We start from the raw sequence: 16972 nt of genomic DNA on the forward strand, positions 1-16972 counted from the left end.
ACCGCATCGTCGCCTCAGAACGCCGGCAGCACCGCGTCCCTGTACTTGTCGTGGATGAAGGCGCGGACCTGTTCGCTGGTCAGCGCCGCGATCAGCTTGCGCACGCGCGGGTCGTCGGCGGCTTCCGGCGGGCCGACCAGGAAGTTCACGTACGGCGAGTCCTTGCCTTCGATGGCGAGCGCGTCGGTGGCCGGGTCGAGGCCGGCGTCGAGCGCGTAGTTGGTGTTGATCAGCGCCAGGTCCACCTGGTCGAGCACGCGCGGCAGCATCGCCGCGTCGAGTTCGCGGAACTTCAGCTGCTTCGGGTTGGCGGTGATGTCGCGCAGCGTCGCCAGCGCGTCGGTCGGGTCCTTCAGCGTGATCAGGCCGGCCTGGTGCAGCAGGATCAGCGCGCGCGAGTTGTTGCTGGGGTCGTTGGGGATCACCACGTCGGCGCCGTCGGGCAGGCCCTCGAGCGAGGCGAAGCGCCGCGAGTAGGCGCCGAACGGCTCGATGTGGATGCCGGCGAGCGTGGTCAGGTCGGTGCCGCGGTCGCGATTGTAGGCGTCGAGGTAGGGCTCGGTCTGGAAGTAGTTGACGTCGATCTGGCGCTGCACCACCTGGTCGTTGGGCTGCACGTAGTCGTTGAACACGCGGATCTGCAGGTCCACGCCCTCGTCGGCGAGCAGTGGTTTCACCACTTCCAGGATCTCGGCATGCGGCACCGCGGTCGCGGCGACGCTGAGCGTCTCGCGGTCGCCGGCGGAACCCGACGGCCCGGCGCAGGCGGACAGGGCGAACAGCGCGGGGACCAGCAGGGCGGCGGGCAGCAGGCGGGAAAGGGTCAACATCGTGGGCATCCGTCGGGGAAGCAGGGAATCGCCGAGTATCCGGCCATCGCGCCGGCGGTCGAGGCCGGCGATGGAAATCAGTGTGTGGTGCGAATGGCACTGACGCAGCGCCGTCATGCCCGCGCAGGCGGGCATCCAGCGTCTTTTCAGGCGCACCCAACGGCTTGAAGTCACTGGATGCCCGCCTGCGCGGGCATGACGGATCGTGAGCGTTGGGCTTGAATCAGTGCCATTCGTGTATGGCGCAATCGGCCCGACGGCGCGCGTGTCGGAGGCGGTAGGGCGGATCTCGATCCGCCACACGCATCTCCGGCACCCGCGAATGGCGGGTCGAGACCCGCCCTATGCTTCGGCTCGCGCGGGAGTGGCGGCGGAACCGGGGCGCCTACCGCCGGTTGAAATGGGTCACCAGCCGGTCGCCGGCCATCTGCAGCACCTGCACCAGCACCAGCAGCGCGACCACGGTGACCACGGCGATGTCGGTGCGCGAGCGCAGGTAGCCGTCGCGGTAGGCGAGGTCGCCGAGGCCGCCGGAGCCGATCGCGCCGCCCATCGCGGTGAAGCCGATCAGCGCGATGGTCGTCACCGTGGCGCCGGCGATCAGGCCGGGCAGGGCTTCGGGCAGCAGCACGCGGGTGACCAGCTGGCGCGTGGTCGCGCCCATCGCCAGCGAGGCCTCGATGATGCCGCGGTCGACCTCGCGCAGCGCCGTCTCCACCAGTCGCGCATAGAACGGCGCCGCGCCGACCACCAGCGGCAGGATCGCGCCGCGCACGCCCAGCGACGTGCCCATGGCCTTCAGGGTCACCGGGATCAGCACGATCATCAGGATGATGAACGGCACCGAGCGCAGCAGGTTCACCACCAGCGCCAGCACCCCGTACAGCGCCGGCCGCGCGTGCAGCTGGCGCGGCCCGGTCAGGAACAGCAGCACGCCCAGCGGCAGGCCGATCAGCAGGGTCAGCGGCAGCGAGCCGCCCAGCATCAGCAGGGTGTCGACGGTGGCCTGGCCGATCTCGGCCCACTTGCCCGCGTCCAGGTTGGGGAACCAGCGGCTGGCGAACGTGCTCATCGGCGCAGTTCCTCCACCTCGACCCCGGCCGCGGCGAAGGACGCCTGCGCGGCCTCGACGTCGCCGCCGGTCAGGGCCAGCGTCAGCTGGCCGTAGGGCAGGTCCTTGATCCGGTCGATGCGTCCGGCCAGGATCGTGTAGTCGATCCCGGTCTCGCGCGCGACCCGGCCCAGCACCGGTTGCCAGGTGCCTTCGCCGGTGAAGGTCAGCCGCAGCAGGCGCCCGGGGATCGCGGCGTACTGCGCGTGCTGGTCGTCCTCGTCGATCGCCTCGCTCTCGGCGACGAAGCGCCGCGTGGTCGGGTGCTGCGGATGCAGGAACACCTGCCGCACCGGCCCCAGCTCCACGAGGTGCCCGGCATCGAGCACCGCGACCCGGTCGCAGACCCGGCGGATCACGTCCATCTCGTGGGTGATCAGCACGATGGTCAGCCCCAGCTCGCGGTTGATGCCGTCGAGCAGCTGCAGCACCGACGCGGTGGTCTGCGGATCGAGCGCGCTGGTGGCCTCGTCGCACAGCAGGATCTTCGGCCCGGTGGACAGCGCACGGGCCACGCCGACGCGCTGCTTCTGCCCGCCCGACAGCTGCGCCGGGTACTTGTCGCGATGCGCGCGCAGGCCGACCCGGTCGAGCAGTTCGTCGGCGCGCGCCAGCGCCTGTGGCTTCGGCGTGCCGGCCAGCCGCAGCGGGAAGGCGATGTTGTCGACGACGGTCTTCGACGACAGCAGGTTGAAGTGCTGGAAGATCATCCCGACCCGGCGCCGCAGCGCGCGCAGGCCGTCACCGTCGAGCGTGTCCAGCGCTTGGCCGTCGACGACCACGCGGCCGCCACTGGGCGTCTCCAGCCCGTTGATCAGCCGCAGCAGCGTCGACTTGCCCGCGCCCGAGTGGCCGATGATGCCGAACACCTCGCCGGCGTCGATGCGCAGGTCCAGCGGCTGCAGCGCGGGCACCTCGCGCGCGCCGACGCGGAACGACTTGTGGACCTGTTCGAAATTGATCAAGGCGGGGCGACGGCAACGCGGCGGTGCAGGTTAGCAGGGAAGCCCCGCCGCCAGCGCGGCGCGGCATTCCACTGGCGACAACACCGGGTTGCATGCGTGGGGCGGGCGCGTGGGGGGGCGGAAGGATCGATCGGGGGGCGGACGTAGGTCGGCGCTACGCCGCCGACGGGCGAGCTCGCGCGGAAAGTCCCGTCGGCCGCACAGGGTCGGCCTGCGCAATGGGCGTTTCCACCGCCCGCATGTCTGGACCTGCCGCCAGACAGGTTCCCGCGTAGCGTGGACGGTATCATCGCGGTCTGGCGCCGCCTGCGCGCCGATTCTTCCCAAGCAACTTCCCCTCAAGCAACGCAATCGCAAAGGAGCGCCCGTGGCAGTGAATCAGCAGCAGTTGGACCGGATCGCATCGGGCAAGGGCTTCATCGCCGCCCTCGACCAGAGCGGTGGCAGCACGCCCAAGGCGCTGAAGCTCTACGGCATCGACGAATCGGAATATGCGAACGACGCCGAGATGTTCGATCTCGTGCACCGGATGCGCACCCGCATCGTCACCAGCCCCGCCTTCAGCGGCGAGCGCGTGCTCGGCGCGATCCTGTTCGAGCGCACGATGGACGACAGCTTCGGCGGCAAGGACGCGGTCGCCTACCTGTGGGAGGACAAGGGCGTGGTGCCGTTCCTGAAGATCGACAAGGGCCTGGAGGACGAGGCCGACGGCGTGCAGCTGCTCAAGCCGATCCCGGGCCTGGCCGACCTGCTGACCCGCGCGAAGGCCAAGGGCGTGTTCGGCACCAAGGAACGCTCGGTGATCAAGGCGAACAATCCCGCCGGCATTGCCGCGGTGCTGGACCAGCAGTTCGCGCTCGGCCAGCAGGTGCTCGACGCCGGCCTGGTGCCGATCATCGAGCCCGAGGTCGACATCAAGGCCGCCGACAAGGCCGCCATCGAGGTCACGCTGAAGCAGGGCCTGCTCGAGCGCCTCGACAAGCTCGACCCGAAGACCCCGGTGATCCTCAAGCTCACCCTGCCCAGCGTCGACGGTTTCTTCCGGGAGCTGGTCGACCACCCCGCCGTGCTCAAGGTCGTCGCGCTGTCGGGCGGCTACAGCCGCGACGACGCCAACGCCAGGCTGGCGAAGAATCCCGGCGTGGTCGCCAGCTTCAGCCGCGCACTGACCGAAGGCCTGAGCGCGCAGCAGAGCGACGAGGCATTCAACCGGGCGCTGGACGCGGCGATCGAGTCGATCTACCGGGCGTCGGTGGCCTGAGATTCCGGCCTGGAGTAAACCGGGGCCAGATGGGCTTTCTCGTGCAGGGGACGAGACAAAAGGCGTGCACCTGGAGCTGCAATCCCTTCTCCTGCGCGCGGGACTACGTGCCCTCCGGGGCGGAAGGTGCCCGGAGGGCGGGTGAGGGCGCTCTGCGCGCTGTCGGGATGCAAGCGGAGCCGGGGCAGCCGGACCATTGACCGGAATACGCGGTCTCTACCGGCGAGGTAACCAGCGGCCCTGCGCTGCCCCGCGCCTGCCGGATCAATCCTCGACCCTGCACTCCAGCGAGACCCGCGCGAACGGCCACCCCGTGGCCGGGTCGATCCACTCGGCCAGGACCGTGTGTTCCTGCGCCGAACGCCCCCAGCTGCGATAGCACTTCTCGTCGGCGTCGCGCAGCGCACTCTCGACGGCCTCCTCGGCGGTGCGTCCGGGGCCCTCGCCGATCACCTCGAAAAAATGCACCGCGGCGAATGCGGAGGCGCTGCAGCCGATGGCGATCGCGAGCAGCGAGGCGGAAAGACATGACTTTTTCATTGCACACCCTTGTGTCGGTTGGAGTCGGGATCGCAACGTGCCAGCCATCGCGCGGCGCGGTGTTAAGCACCAATCAAGACGGGATGACAGGGGCGGCGGGTTTTCGTTTCCGGGACGCAGTCGGCGCGGGAAACGGCATCTGCGGCATGGGTAAACCGGGGTCGGCGTCGGATTGTTTCCAGCGCATTGCGCGGGGAAGCTAAGGTCTGCGGAAAACGGCGGGGCGCGGAAATGCACATCCTGGTTGCTTGGCCCGTCCGCCGAAAGCCCGGAGGCCGTGCAGGATGGCCGGCACATGGATGTGTGAGAAGCTTCATGCCGGGCCCTGTTCCGTCGCCTCCGGACATCACGCATGGCATACCGCATCAAACGCGGGGACCGCTCGGCGCAGTCGTCGCTTCGCCGCATCGCGCGCGAGCAGATCGAGCGCGCCACGCGCGCCGCCGACGATCCGGCGACGGACGCCGATGACGCGATCCACGACATCCGCAAGCGCTGCAAGAAGATCCGCGCGCTCCTGCGGCTGGTCGGCCCCCACCTTTCCGTGGACCACGACGAGAACGCGGCCTTCCGCGCCATCGCACGGCCACTCGGTGCGGCGCGCGACGCGGACGTGCTGGTCGACACCTTCGACCGCATCGCCGTGCACGACGGCGCCGAGGTGCAGGCGGACATTCTGGCGCCGATCCGTTCCCTGCTCGTCCGGCGCCGCACGGTCCTGATCGAGCGGATCGATACCCGTGCATTGCTCGTGGCCGCGCGCAGCGAGTTGCTGGAAGCCCAGGCACGCGTGGCCGGATGGCGGTTGCGGGCCTCCGGTTTCGATGCCTTCGGGGCCGGCGTCGAGGTGGGCTTCCGCCGCGCCCGCAAGGCCATGCGAAAGGCGCATGCCGATCCTTCCGCCGAGGCGTTCCACGCGTGGCGCAAGCGGTGCAAGGACCATGCCTACCACCTTCGCCTGCTGCGTCCGTTGTGGCCCGGCCCGATGCGCGCGATGGGCGCGTGCGCGGCGGAACTGGGCGAACTGCTGGGCGACCATCATGATCTTGCCGTCCTCGACGACACGGTGCGCGATGCGGCGGGAGAACTCGACGCGCCTGCCGTCGACCTCATGGCGGCGCTGATCCACGCCCGGCAGGAGGCGCTTGCACGCAAGGCGTTCCCGCAGGGCGCGCGGCTGTTCGCCGACAAGCCGTCGGCGCTGGCCGCGCGCTGGCGGCGGCGCTACGACGTGTGGCGGAACGGAGCCTGATCGGGGCAGTGCGCCGGAAGAAGAGGTTCTTCGCCCCACCGGGGGACGAACAGGTCATCCGGCATGGCCAGCAGACATCCATCTGTCGTCCCGGGCGCGGCGGGGGACCTGCTTCATCTGCGCCGACGGAGCGCCAGGTCGGTCGCTTCGCGCCTGAGCGGAACCGGAGCCGGAACCGGCGATAGCGGGCCGACAACGGGGCCAGGTTCTGCCCGACGGGGCTGCTCCGGCTTGCGCAGACATCGGCAAGCTGCGTCACGGCGTGCAGGCTTCGGCGATCGACAAGCTGTTTTCGTAGAGGCGATGCCGGGTGATCCGGCCGTCCTCGACGGTCAGGTGCAACGCGAACGGGCCCTCGAAGGATTTTCCCGTCGCGCGTACGGTCCCCGACAGATGTCCCATCAAGACGGCGTCGGTGCCGTCGACGAGGAAGGTGTCGACGGAGGCGCGCGCCCGTTCGGGGCGGGTGTACGCCATCAGTTCAGTGAACTGGGCCGCGCATTCGGCGGCGGTGGAGCGCGCGCGGATCCAGGGGGCGGCAGGGTTCTCCGCGAGCAGCCAGTCCACCTCGTCGGCGAAGAGCTCGATGAGCCGCCCGGTGTCTCCGGCCAGCCTGGCGGCAAGGAAGGCCTGCACCACGGCGCGGGTTGCTTCGGCGGCGGAACCTGCGCTGGTGGCGGCATCGTTGGTCGCGATCGACTTGGCGGACATCGTGTTCTCCTCGTTGCTTCGATGAATCCAGATACAAGCGTCTGGACTTGATCCTGTCAGGGATCGGCAGCGTGATCGATTACGCCGGAGGTAATGAATCCGTTCCATCGCGTGGGCGAACACGCGATTTCGCCGCGGTATCGACGTAGTGCGTTGTGCCCCGTGACCTGCTGCACTTGGACCAGCGCGATGCGAGGGGCAGGGTGACGGCAACCTTCATCACGGGCATCTCGTCATGAACAGGCCTCTTCTTCTCCTGTCCCTGCTGCTCTGCGCGACGATGTCGGGCACTGGCGCGCATGCCGCGGATGGCGCAGGCGGCGGCGCCGCGCGTCTGCCCAGCCACGCGGTCGATGAGGCGTTGGCGCCCCATGTCACGCCACGCCTGCAGAACCAGATCCTGGTGCTGGGCAGCTGGCATCTGGGCGAGTTCCACGACTGGCTCGAACCGCGTCACATGCAGAGCACGCTGGCGGTGCTGGCACGTTACGCGCCGACGCGGATCGCGATCGAGAAGATCCCGCCCGACGAGATCGCATTGCTGGCCGAACTCGCGGAAGTCGACCCGGCGGCGAAGGAGCTGATCGATCTGTTCGCGCGTCACGTGCTCGTGCAGGGCAAGGCCATGCAGGCATCGCTGGACATCGGCCGGGCAGCGGCGGGCCGGCATGCGGAGGCTTTGCTCGAACGGGCGGAGCACGGACTCGCGCCCGAGGAGCGCCTTGAACTGGTCGCCCACCTGCTGGCGGCGTACGAGTACGACACCGCGACCTTGCAATGGTCGTATCTCGCGCCCGGGGACCGTGAGCGCAGCGACACGCTCCCCGCAAGCGTGCGCGAGGCGATGGACAAGTACCTGCGGTCGGCCGACGAAGCGGTCACGGTGGCGATGCCATTGGCGCGGTCGCTGGGGCTGCAGCGGCTGTACCCGGTGGACAGCCATTACGAGGCGGTGCGTACGCTGTCGTTTCCGGAGGATGTCTCGGAGGCGGTGTTCGATCATCCGTCGAAGCGGCAATGGACGGCGTCGGACGCGTGGCAGCGGCTCCAGGCCGCGAGGGAGCGGGTCAAGGGCGATGGCGACATGCTGGCGATGTACCGCTACCTGAACGCGTACCCGGCCGGGGTGGACGATGCCGGGCAGTGGATCCACTGGCTGACGATGGACCACCCCAGCGGACTGGACCGGCTCCGCTACGCGATGTGGGAGCTGCGCGACCAGCGGATGGCGGCAAACGTCATGGATGCGGCCGCGTCCGCCCAGCCGGAGCGGTTGTTGTTCATCGTGGGGTTCTCGCACAAGGCCTACGTCGAGCGCAGCCTGGCGACCCGGCTGAGCGTGCGGCTGGTGCAGTTGGAAGATTTCCTGCCGGCCGATCGGACTGGATCCTCACCCTGATCCGCCGTTCTCCCCGGGCGGGCGGCGTCGGGACTCGCGCCCCGCACCGGATTTCCGTGGCGGCCTGCGCGTGCTCCTGTCCACCATCGCGATGATGATTTCGTAGAGTTCCGCCTGCGCCTGCATCGGCGTGATCTCCGCCGTCGCCGCCGCGGCGGAGAGCGCTTCGGCCGCGCCCAGCATCGCCCGCAGTCCGGCCGTCGGCACGCCGTCGGGCCCGGCGAACGGCGCGAGCGCATGCCGGCACCTGTCGATGAACCCGGCTTCCCATTCGCGCCTGACGCGCTCGAGTTCCGGCGAGCCCGCCAGCGCCGCGATCACGCCGGGAATCTCGTGGCCCTGCTGCATGACGCAGTCGATGTACGAGCCCGCGATCACGGCCGCCCGTTCCGCCAGCTTCGGCGGCGCCGCTTCCAGCGCGGCATACATCAACGCGGTCTGGCGGGCGTCGAACTCGCCGTACAGCGCGACCAGCAGGCCGTCGCGGGTGCCGAAGTGATCGTAGGCCAGCGGCTTGGTCACGCCCGCGCGTTCGGCGACGCGGCCCAGGGTGAGCGCATCCGTTCCTTCCTCGCGGACCATTCGCCAGGCGACATCCAGCAACTGGCGATGACGTTCGGGCCGGGACAGGCGGCGGCGCGGGCCGGGCGGAGCGCTTGCATCCGGAGATGGCGGCACGTTAACTTACCTTTAGTAATTTACTTTCGGTAACCAGCTTCCTCCGCGCTGCCTCTCCCCGTCAACAGGAACCTCCCATGCACGCACTCGTCGTCGTCGCCCACCCCGAGCCGTCCTCGCTCAGCCAGGCCATCGGCGCCCGCATCGCGGCCGGCATCGCCCAGTCGGGCCACACCGCGGAGATCGCCGACCTCGCGGCCGAAGGCTTCGACCCCAGGTTCACCCCGGCCGACCTCGCTGTGCATCGCAGGCGGGGACCCGCCCCGGCCGACGTCGTCCGCGAACGGACGAGGATCGATCGCGCCGATGCCCTGGTGCTGGTCTATCCGGTCTACTGGTGGTCCATACCCGCGCTGCTCAAGGGCTGGATCGACCGCGTGTTCTCCAACGGCTGGGCGTTCGACTTCAGCCTGGGCGGCCGCCTGGAGAAGAAACTGCGCCGCCTGCAGGTCCAGCTGGTCGCGGTCGCGGGCGCCGACGCACATACCTACGCCAGGCACGGCTATTTCGGCGCGATGAAGCTCCAGATCGACCACGGCATCTTCGACTACTGCGGTGCCCGCGTCATCGGCTCGGAACTGCTGCTGGAGTCGGAAACCCGCGATCCGCAGGTTCCGCTTGCCGCGGCCGGCGTGATCGGCCAAGGACTCTTCTCGACGACCGGGAAGCAGGGAGAGCAGGTCCCTTGCCCGGCGTCGGCTGCATGAAAAGTGGGTACCCGTGCCTGTTTCCGCGCCACCGACGCGTGAGAAGGTGCACGCTGGTCCCCGTTTCGGGTTTCCGTGAACCACGGCGTGAACATGGGTGAAGCCGCAGCAAGGAACGCCAGCGCCGCCATTGCGGCGCGACGGGCCACCGGAGCGCTGACATGGCGCAGTCTGGTGGTGATGCTGTTCGCGCGCGCGGCCTTTGCGGTGGCGGCGCAGGGCATCGTCGCGCTCGTCTACGCGACGCGCGGCTCGGCGACGCCCTGGCGCGATGCCGAAGCGTGGTTGCCTGTCTACGGCACTCTGATCGATGCGGGCTGCCTTTGCATGCTCTGGTGGCTCACGCGACGGGAGGGCATCACGCTTGCGGATCTGGTCGGTTTCGACCGCCGCCGCGTGCTGCGCGATGTCCTGCTGGGTCTTGCGCTGATTCCCCCTGGCCTCGTCCTCATTTTCGGCGGCGTCGCGATCAGCGGCTTCCTGATGCATGGCGGTGTCGACCTGCCGCAGTACGGCCAGCCATTGCCGCTGATCCCCGCGCTCTATGCCCTGCTGGTCTGGCCGCTGATCTGGGGTCTTACGGAGCAGATGACCTACAACGGCTACCTGCTGCCGCGCTTCCAGGTGCTTTCCGGAAGCACCGCCCTCGCCGTGGCCGTCGTCGCGCTGGTCTGGGCGTTCCAGCATGCCTTCATGCCGCTGACCTTCGATCTGGACTACATGATCCACCGTTTCGTCTCGTCGGTGCCGAACGCGTTGTTCATGGTCCTGGTCTATCTGCGTCTGCGCCGCCTCCTGCCGCTCGTGGTCGCGCATTGGCTGATGGATGGCGCGTCCGTTTTCGCCGGGAGCATCCTGCCGTTGCTCGCGTAGCAGGCATCCATGCGGAGCGCTCCCTGTGTCATGTGCCTGCAGTCGCGCGGGTCGGTGTCGAATCTTTCGCGACTGTCGCAGGCCAGGAGGGCAGGTACCGGGCGGACGACATATGCGGAACCGCCCCGGGCACATATGTCGGGCTTGCCGCGCCGTCGTTCGGCGCCGTCGAGGGCATCGGCAGGCATCGGCGTCGGATTCCGGGGATATTCCCATGCTGTCCACTTGTAAAGAAGAAAACGGCTCGTTAGCCTCGGCGGGAACGGCGCGCGCGGCGCGTTTTTTCTTGGCGAACGTTCATTCGTGGGCATCCGCGCCGTGTGCAGGACGCGTATCGCGGAAGCGCCGCGGATCGATCTGGCCGAGCGGCCCCGCCGTACGACGTGGGCGGGAGATCGGGCACGACATGCCGCCGGCTGACCAAGACATCCACGGGAACGAAAGAGAATGAAGAAGGTGCAGGGCGTGTCCGAGGAAACGACCCGGGAACGGCCGACGCGCCTGTTTGCCGCCCGTCACCTGTTCGAGATCCTGATCGCGTTCGGCGTGCTGTTGATCTCCGCGGTCTCGGTGTTCGTGGCCTACAACGCCAACCGGACCCAGGAGCGGATACTGGCGGCCAGCGTCTGGCCTTCCCTGATCTTCGGCACCAGCAATGCCTCGCCCGACGGTGGCGAGCAGATATCCCTCGATCTGTTGAACCGTGGCGTCGGCCCGGCCCGCGTTCGCTGGGCTGAGGTCCTTTACGATGGCGCGCCTGTATCCGGTCCCTCTTCGCTTCTGGTCGCCTGTTGTGGCGCAACGGAAGCAGAGTCCGGACTCCTGGTCATGAACAGCGCCATCCAGCGCCGTGTCGTGGGGGCTGACGAATGGATCCAGTTCATGCGTGTCCGGCCGCTGGATGCAGCGTCTCCGACCTACGAGGCGCTCGGCAACTCGCTTGGCAACGTTCGTCTACGGCTTTGCTACTGCTCTGTCCTGGATGAGTGCTGGCTGCTGGACAGCAAGCTCCCGGAGCCTGCCGCGGTGCGGGCATGTCCGGCCGCGCCGGCGGTACTGTGGGGGAACACTCCATGAGTGGAGAACCGGGCCCGTCGCGCGTCTTTCCGCGCATCGACCGGATCCGCTGCCCGTCGGAGATCGCGCGGTAGAACGCTGCGGATCCCCGTCTCGGGGCTGATGACGGACCGGGTTCCCAGGTTTCCCCAGCTTTCATGCCGTCAGCACCATCTGGTCCAGGACCGCTGGCGGCAGTGACCGCATGCGCGCCAGCCTGCGCTTGTCAAGAAGTTCGGCACCGCACCATCAATGCAGTGAACCAGGGTTGTCCTGAACATCCTGCGCAGCAGTGGATTACCCAGGAAGCGTCAGGGCTGCAAAGCGCCGATCGAACGAATCCACGAGCTCTCAGGTGCGATGCACTCGGGGCGTAATTTCACCGCGTGCGCCGAGTATGGAGTTGCACCGGATACGAACGAATGACTCTCTATTCATGCCAGAGCTTTCGGTAAGCTGATTGCCGTCCAGCGAAAGCAGGAATGTTGAAGCATCGAGCCAAGTCTCACCGCCACTTGTCAGCTCAGCGATTAGCGCCACCTCATTGGTTCCCCGTACAACAACAGATTGCACTGGGCCGGAGCCCGCGTGATACGAAACATGCCTCTTTCCGATATGCAGCGATGTGTCATCCGCTTCTGTCCCACAATCCGTCAAGCTGGTACCCCAATCGCCCAGGAACGGCCCTGGGACTGCAGGAGTCGAGTTGCCTGCAAAGAGCGAGGAGGACAGGAAAAACACGGCGATTGCCACAGCGTACTGGGATTTCATGACCCTTCCATGGCGCCCTGACGCCTTGATTAATCAGTGCCGCGAAGCGGCGTCGGATTGAGTGAATTGACATGCGCTACCAGCGCCAATCATGATCCTTTGGGCTGTTGACAACGAAATTAGGGTTGCCAAAAGCAGTGCTTGTATCAAGCGTGACTTCGATTGTGACCGGTTGCAGCGAAATCTCGATCTCAGGCTCATCTCTGTAGGAATAAGATGCGGAAACTTCAGACATTCCTGTTTCCGGAAGAGATACACGAACCGACTGCCCAAGTTTGCTTGCGCCGATCAAGGTATCCCCCCATGGGTTGCCAGTCTCAGGTTCTAGATAGTACTTGACCCCGCTACCCGGAGCTGTGATCCAAGAAACGGCGTCATGCACGTTCTCTTGATCTGGCGGGGCGCTCAGCCAGCCCGTCATATTTGCCAAATCGTAGGCTGGAAAGCCGTCCGGTAACACTACAGCCACCGCACCGCTACTTTGAGGGTGCAACTCTACTCGAAAGACATTAGGGCGCTGCTCCCTGGAAAGGCCGTCGTAGTCAACAACAGCTGCCTTCACATCCGACACGCTTCCGTTCTTTACCAGTATCCAGCCCTGTGCTGGTTTGAACGAGCCATCTACTGAATTCCTGGTTGCCTTACAGCTGATAGTAGCTGACGCAATCATGAGGATGGAAAGCAGGAGTCGGGGATTCGTAGATATTGGCATGCACCTAATGCCTGAGTTAATCCGCGCCGTGCAGTGGCGTCGGCTTGAATGAATTGTTGGCCACTAATCGCTGATCCATACCTGCTGGAACTCGCCTTTGGCGTCATCCCAGAAGAATACAGATGAAGAGCTACCTGGTCTAAAGTACTCAATCCCAGACGTTGAAAAGTGGTGTCGCTGCCCCGTGCTAAGGCACTTATAGGTACCCGGCGCTGCCTTGTCGATTCTCATGGACAGGCCGACGTCAGGGTGCTCCGAGCCCCACGATGTATGATGGAGAAGGACCCATCTGGGCTGCTCCGGGCCAGAGAGATACACCCAAAGAGCCTCGGCGCTATCGCGCGTGCTCTTCAGCAATAGAGCAGTGTCCCCAATGGAGTCTCCGTTCAGATCGTCTACGACGCGGGTGAATTCTTCAGGCGAATCAGAGAACATTGGGTTGGCCAACTCTGCATCGGTTGGTGCGCGCCAGCCATCCGGAAATTCCGCGGGGGGAGAGGTTGCGAGTAACCCTATACTCATGAGTAGCGACGCTGTCAGCATGCGGCTAACGCCTGTGTTAAGCCGCGGCGATCGCGGCCTGTCGCCTGCAGTATAGTCCCAGTCTCAGAAGTGTTTAACGGAGCTGAGGACGGCGTCGGCTTGAATGAATTGTTAGGTCCCGCCCGAGTCGTCGCATTTCTCTGCGATAACGGGAGCCAAGTAACTTTCTAGACTGCCTGATCTATCTTTGCTGGTAAGCTCATCAAGGTACGGAATGCGCGCCTCCGGATGCGAATCCAGGATAGAGTTATAGGCGTTGAGCGAGCTGCGTGCCGCCGCCAGTTGAGTAGCCAAAAGATCTTCGCGCTTGTCTGGGTGCGCAATTTGATACGCGGTATTGCCAAAGATCATCTGTGTGGTGTAGATCGCGCTGTACGGCAAGTCCTCTCCGGAAGCCGTACCCAGAATGTTACAAACGACAACGGTGATGTCTTGGGTCTCGGTAGCCCATTGAAGCAACCAACTGCGAATGCTCTTATCAGTGTCGCTAAGTGGATGATTCTCCAGATGGCTGGTCAGACGAACGACCTTGGCCTCATCAGCTTCCGGAGCGCTCTGAGTCTCCGTTGCTTGTAGGGCTAGAGAAGCCAGAAGCAAAACTGGTAAGACGCACAATCTTTTCATGGCTACTCCTGAACGCATCAGCGGGGTCTAACGCCTGAATTAAGCCGCGCTGCGAAGCGGCGTCGTCTTGAATGAATTGTTAGGTGCCACTGGCTGACACCTGAGGTAACGAGCACGACTCTAGCAGTTGGCCCTTGTAATCAAACAGGCTGGTACCGAACGCGCCACTCTCATAAGTCTCCACGAGGGCGTACCCGGTCTGATCCTCATATGTTCCGTGACGATCTCGCTCCAACCGGAATATCTTCACGAAGCGAAGTGCGCTTCTATCCGCGACGGAGTTACCAGAACTTGCAGCGACAGTAGTGTCCGTGGTGCGTCCGTTGGCTTTGATGGTGGTCTTGATACAAGTCATGGCGGGAGTATCCCTTACGCCAGGGGCGCCCGCAGTTGCAGTAGCTAGCAAGAGGTAAAGAAGCATGATATGGCACCTAATGCTTGAGTTAAGGCGTGTGAAGCGGCATCGCCTTGAACGAATTGTTGGCCGGCCGGCCATCAATGCACTGATAGCCGATAAGATGCTCTTCCACGTACGCAGTAGATACCAGCTCGGGATAGGTGCGACCGCGCAAGCTATAAATAAGTGCGCGGTCACATGGATAGCTACGTGATGACTCCAGCACTTTGATGTCAGATGCCCGCCCATCCTCTCCTACCGTGAAGGAGAGTTTGGCCTGGCAGGTGTATGTACGCCCGAAACAGTCATCAGGTGGCACTGCAACTTCCGGTACGGAAGTTGGCTCCGGGGTTGCGGGGCTGGCCATAGCCAGTCCGCTACCAATGACGGCAATCAGCACGATAGTGCCAAGAATCTTCATAGACGGATAACGCCTGAATTAAGCCGCGCCGCGACGCGGTGTCGGCTTGAATGAATTGTTAGGCCGCACGCCCGGATGCATGGCTACTGCCCCGCTGGGATTGTATGGCGAGTTTTGGCGTCGGCATAGCAGACGATACAGATCATAGCCATGCCATTGAACTCTCTAAAGGCATCCGTCATGTCTCCCTCTAGCTGGAACTTGTCCTCGCACAGGTAGCACCATGCCTGGAGGTCATTCGGATCGCTGCTGTTCTCGACGAAGCCGGCTGGAGCGGGCTGTCCCTGAAGCATGTGCTTACAAACAACGGCGGAGATACGCTCACCGTGTTCTCCGCAGCCAATTATCATTGGGTCAGTTGTTGCCATGTGTCCTGTGCGGCCTAACGCCTGAGCTAAGCCGGCCCGCGAAGCGGGCTCGGCTTGAATGAATTGTTATACGTGCTTACCAGATCTTCCACCAAGGCTTAGTCGATGCAGGCGAATTGCTTGAGGTAAGAATCTCAAATGGCTCGGGTGAGTCACACTGAATGTCTTGGTCGTGCCGAAATGATGTAATCGCCTTGGCTAAAGATACCGGAACATCATGAATGTAATCTACGTCGGACTTGTCCCCGCCAGAGTCATCTTGCTCTTGCTTTAGCGATACGTAGATGTCGTTGAACTCCGGTGGGAGGTCACCACGGGCGGAGAGATGATAAATGCTATCTTGAGCGTCATGCGCTACTTGCCAATTGTTCTTTCCGTTGGAGTAGCACGTCGCGGAGCTGAACATTACGTGCTCCTCAACTTGGCAGGAAATGACGGTGCAGCCAGATGAAAGTTGCTGCAAAGAGCTGTCTGTGACCAGCGGCGACGCAAACCTATTGGCAAAGACTAGGAACCAGCCAGTAGGAAGCTGAGCGGCCGAAACGGGAGACTCCGGAAACTCCTCGGCCTCACCTGTGCGATGGAGCTGAAGCTCTTGCAACACTTGTTGAGGATCTTTCCCAGAGACGGCTAACCAAGAAATTGCAAACCCCATGAACCCTCCAGCACGTATACCGCCTGAGTTAAGCCGTGCCACGAAGTGGCATCGGCTTGAATGAATTGTTAGGAGGATTCACGGAGTGAAACAAGCCAGCGGAAGAGGCCATAAGCCAGAGAAAGTACTCCTGATATGGCGCATGCAAAGAATGGCCATTTGAGTAGGTGCGGAAACCTGCATCGCATGTCTTCCATCCTGCGAGGGCCTAGATCAAGGCATTGATGCTTCCAGAACTCAAACTGTGCCTCCGCAGTAAGCACAATGATCATTGCGGTAGTAAGCAATGCGATACCTAGGGCAAGTGGGACGATGAATGATCGTTGCAGTTTGAACACGCTGCCTCCTAACGCCTGAATTAAGCCGACCCGCGAAGTGGGTTCGGCTTGAATGAATTGTTAGGCGGCATGTGGTGTGCGATGGTCATTGGCGCTCCTGACGAATTTGCCAAGGTCTTGGCTTGTAGTTCGGATCGTCTTGTGGATCGACTACCCAGAACGAAGTTCCCTTGTGTTCCCGGTCCAGGTAGAAGTGATGATTCTGATGCTGAATTGCGTCGATGGCAGCCGCTGCGGTAGCTCTAGTTTCAGCTACGGGATGGTCTAGCAAGGGCTCTAAGCTTGGTATGGCGTCGTGCCGAAGGCTATACGCGAGAACCTCGCAGGCGTGCATACGTACAGCTTTTGATCTGTCTTGCAACCTATCTTTCGCTGCTTCTACAACGCGAATGTCGCGACGCGCGAGTGGAATGAGATCGAACATGATGTGTATCCGGCCTGTGGCATTGCGAATCTTTGGAAGCGCATCAGTAAGGAGAGGCACAAGCGCATACAGTCCATACTCGCAACGAAGCTTGGAGCCGTTATTCGAAACCACCCAATCACGGCGGTCATCGAAAGCCGTTACGACTTCCTCAAGAGTCGGAGTATGAGATGGCTCGGATTGCGTGTTCATGCCGCCTAACGCCTGAATTAAGCCGCGCCGTGTAGTGGAGCCAAGCACATGGCAAGCTGTACCTGCCATGTGCTTGGCGTAACGAAGCGGTGTCGGCTTGAACGCATTGTTAGGCCCCGGACCACGGACTGGCAAGTAGCAGCA

General features: G+C 64.1%; 19 protein-coding genes. 6 read left to right on the forward strand and 13 right to left on the reverse strand.

What is annotated here, in order from left to right:
* Positions 1–14: 14 nt before the first annotated feature.
* From LDO26_RS06645 to LDO26_RS06655, 3 genes are all read right to left on the reverse strand, one after another.
* On the reverse strand, positions 15–830 hold the full coding sequence (locus LDO26_RS06645) for a MetQ/NlpA family ABC transporter substrate-binding protein (RefSeq protein WP_232130292.1): 816 nt from the start codon (positions 828–830) through the stop codon (positions 15–17).
* Between the two features lie 385 nt (positions 831–1215).
* Positions 1216–1902: a methionine ABC transporter permease gene (locus tag LDO26_RS06650; protein WP_232130293.1), complete on the reverse strand. Its 687-nt coding sequence runs from the start codon at positions 1900–1902 to the stop codon at positions 1216–1218.
* Positions 1899–2906, reverse strand: coding sequence for a methionine ABC transporter ATP-binding protein (locus LDO26_RS06655; protein WP_232130294.1), 1008 nt, complete (start codon positions 2904–2906; stop codon positions 1899–1901). The genes LDO26_RS06650 and LDO26_RS06655 overlap by 4 nt, the downstream gene beginning before the upstream one ends.
* Positions 2907–3273: 367 nt before the next feature.
* Here LDO26_RS06655 and LDO26_RS06660 point away from each other — a divergent pair, with 367 nt between their 5' ends.
* A complete protein-coding gene (locus LDO26_RS06660; RefSeq protein WP_435594047.1) occupies positions 3274–4167 on the forward strand; it encodes a fructose bisphosphate aldolase in 894 nt (297 codons plus the stop codon).
* Positions 4168–4431: 264 nt separating this feature from the next.
* On the opposite strand, the gene LDO26_RS06665 is transcribed toward LDO26_RS06660, so the two are convergent.
* Positions 4432–4707: a hypothetical protein gene (locus LDO26_RS06665; RefSeq protein WP_232130295.1), complete on the reverse strand. Its 276-nt coding sequence runs from the start codon at positions 4705–4707 to the stop codon at positions 4432–4434.
* Between the two features lie 352 nt (positions 4708–5059).
* Here LDO26_RS06665 and LDO26_RS06670 point away from each other — a divergent pair, with 352 nt between their 5' ends.
* A complete protein-coding gene (locus LDO26_RS06670) occupies positions 5060–5959 on the forward strand; it encodes a CHAD domain-containing protein (RefSeq protein WP_232130296.1) in 900 nt (299 codons plus the stop codon).
* A gap of 255 nt (positions 5960–6214) precedes the next feature.
* Here the strand turns inward: LDO26_RS06670 and LDO26_RS06675 are convergent, their stop codons facing one another.
* Positions 6215–6670 (reverse strand): nuclear transport factor 2 family protein, encoded by a 456-nt coding sequence (locus tag LDO26_RS06675; RefSeq protein ID WP_232130297.1) that lies wholly within the window; start codon positions 6668–6670, stop codon positions 6215–6217.
* Positions 6671–6905: 235 nt separating this feature from the next.
* Here LDO26_RS06675 and LDO26_RS06680 point away from each other — a divergent pair, with 235 nt between their 5' ends.
* Positions 6906–8069 carry a DUF5694 domain-containing protein gene (locus LDO26_RS06680; protein ID WP_232130298.1) on the forward strand — a complete coding sequence of 388 codons (1164 nt, stop codon included), beginning with the start codon at positions 6906–6908 and terminating at the stop codon, positions 8067–8069.
* Here LDO26_RS06680 and LDO26_RS06685 read toward each other — a convergent pair.
* On the reverse strand, positions 8061–8672 hold the full coding sequence (locus LDO26_RS06685) for a TetR/AcrR family transcriptional regulator (RefSeq protein ID WP_255682054.1): 612 nt from the start codon (positions 8670–8672) through the stop codon (positions 8061–8063). The two genes, LDO26_RS06680 and LDO26_RS06685, sit on opposite strands and share 9 nt — an antisense overlap.
* Positions 8673–8824: 152 nt before the next feature.
* Here LDO26_RS06685 and LDO26_RS06690 point away from each other — a divergent pair, with 152 nt between their 5' ends.
* From LDO26_RS06690 to LDO26_RS06700, 3 genes are all read left to right on the forward strand, one after another.
* Complete coding sequence (locus LDO26_RS06690; RefSeq protein WP_232130299.1) at positions 8825–9454, forward strand: NAD(P)H-dependent oxidoreductase; 630 nt, start codon at positions 8825–8827, stop codon at positions 9452–9454.
* Between the two features lie 93 nt (positions 9455–9547).
* A complete protein-coding gene (locus LDO26_RS06695; protein WP_232130315.1) occupies positions 9548–10327 on the forward strand; it encodes a CPBP family glutamic-type intramembrane protease in 780 nt (259 codons plus the stop codon).
* Between the two features lie 447 nt (positions 10328–10774).
* Positions 10775–11404, forward strand: a complete 630-nt coding sequence (locus LDO26_RS06700) for a hypothetical protein (protein ID WP_232130300.1) — start codon at positions 10775–10777, stop codon at positions 11402–11404.
* Positions 11405–11734: 330 nt separating this feature from the next.
* On the opposite strand, the gene LDO26_RS06705 is transcribed toward LDO26_RS06700, so the two are convergent.
* From LDO26_RS06705 to LDO26_RS06730, 7 genes are all read right to left on the reverse strand, one after another.
* Positions 11735–12154 carry a hypothetical protein gene (locus tag LDO26_RS06705; protein WP_232130301.1) on the reverse strand — a complete coding sequence of 140 codons (420 nt, stop codon included), beginning with the start codon at positions 12152–12154 and terminating at the stop codon, positions 11735–11737.
* A 76-nt stretch (positions 12155–12230) separates the two neighbouring features.
* Entirely contained in the window at positions 12231–12725 is a 495-nt protein-coding gene (locus tag LDO26_RS06710; protein WP_232130302.1) for a hypothetical protein, read from the reverse strand.
* A 795-nt stretch (positions 12726–13520) separates the two neighbouring features.
* Complete coding sequence (locus LDO26_RS06715) at positions 13521–14033, reverse strand: hypothetical protein (RefSeq protein WP_232130303.1); 513 nt, start codon at positions 14031–14033, stop codon at positions 13521–13523.
* Between the two features lie 79 nt (positions 14034–14112).
* Positions 14113–14529, reverse strand: coding sequence for an energy transducer TonB family protein (locus LDO26_RS18290; protein ID WP_435594051.1), 417 nt, complete (start codon positions 14527–14529; stop codon positions 14113–14115).
* Positions 14477–14851 carry an energy transducer TonB gene (locus LDO26_RS06720; RefSeq protein WP_232130304.1) on the reverse strand — a complete coding sequence of 125 codons (375 nt, stop codon included), beginning with the start codon at positions 14849–14851 and terminating at the stop codon, positions 14477–14479. Before LDO26_RS06720 ends, LDO26_RS18290 begins: the two co-directional genes overlap by 53 nt.
* Before the next feature lie 444 nt (positions 14852–15295).
* On the reverse strand, positions 15296–15874 hold the full coding sequence (locus LDO26_RS06725) for a hypothetical protein (RefSeq protein WP_232130305.1): 579 nt from the start codon (positions 15872–15874) through the stop codon (positions 15296–15298).
* 423 nt (positions 15875–16297) lie between these two features.
* On the reverse strand, positions 16298–16972 hold a 675-nt coding region (locus LDO26_RS06730; protein WP_232130306.1), incomplete at its 5' end, for a HEAT repeat domain-containing protein.

The sequence above is a fragment of the Proluteimonas luteida genome (genome assembly GCF_021191695.1).
Classification (GTDB): Bacteria; Pseudomonadota; Gammaproteobacteria; order Xanthomonadales; family Xanthomonadaceae; genus Luteimonas; species Luteimonas luteida.

Excerpts from the sequence above, each read along its gene's own strand:
- LDO26_RS06645 (WP_232130292.1), bottom strand. The coding sequence starts at position 830 with ATGTTGACCCTTTCCCGCCTGCTGCCCGCCGCCCTGCTGGTCCCCGCG.
- LDO26_RS06650 (WP_232130293.1), bottom strand. The coding sequence starts at position 1,902 with ATGAGCACGTTCGCCAGCCGCTGGTTCCCCAACCTGGACGCGGGCAAG.
- LDO26_RS06665 (WP_232130295.1), bottom strand. The coding sequence starts at position 4,707 with ATGAAAAAGTCATGTCTTTCCGCCTCGCTGCTCGCGATCGCCATCGGC.
- LDO26_RS06670 (WP_232130296.1), top strand. The coding sequence starts at position 5,060 with ATGGCATACCGCATCAAACGCGGGGACCGCTCGGCGCAGTCGTCGCTT.
- LDO26_RS06675 (WP_232130297.1), bottom strand. The coding sequence starts at position 6,670 with ATGTCCGCCAAGTCGATCGCGACCAACGATGCCGCCACCAGCGCAGGT.
- LDO26_RS06680 (WP_232130298.1), top strand. The coding sequence starts at position 6,906 with ATGAACAGGCCTCTTCTTCTCCTGTCCCTGCTGCTCTGCGCGACGATG.
- LDO26_RS06690 (WP_232130299.1), top strand. The coding sequence starts at position 8,825 with ATGCACGCACTCGTCGTCGTCGCCCACCCCGAGCCGTCCTCGCTCAGC.
- LDO26_RS06695 (WP_232130315.1), top strand. The coding sequence starts at position 9,548 with ATGGGTGAAGCCGCAGCAAGGAACGCCAGCGCCGCCATTGCGGCGCGA.
- LDO26_RS06700 (WP_232130300.1), top strand. The coding sequence starts at position 10,775 with ATGAAGAAGGTGCAGGGCGTGTCCGAGGAAACGACCCGGGAACGGCCG.
- LDO26_RS06705 (WP_232130301.1), bottom strand. The coding sequence starts at position 12,154 with ATGAAATCCCAGTACGCTGTGGCAATCGCCGTGTTTTTCCTGTCCTCC.
- LDO26_RS06715 (WP_232130303.1), bottom strand. The coding sequence starts at position 14,033 with ATGAAAAGATTGTGCGTCTTACCAGTTTTGCTTCTGGCTTCTCTAGCC.
- LDO26_RS18290 (WP_435594051.1), bottom strand. The coding sequence starts at position 14,529 with ATGGCCGGCCGGCCAACAATTCGTTCAAGGCGATGCCGCTTCACACGC.
- LDO26_RS06720 (WP_232130304.1), bottom strand. The coding sequence starts at position 14,851 with ATGAAGATTCTTGGCACTATCGTGCTGATTGCCGTCATTGGTAGCGGA.
- LDO26_RS06725 (WP_232130305.1), bottom strand. The coding sequence starts at position 15,874 with ATGGGGTTTGCAATTTCTTGGTTAGCCGTCTCTGGGAAAGATCCTCAA.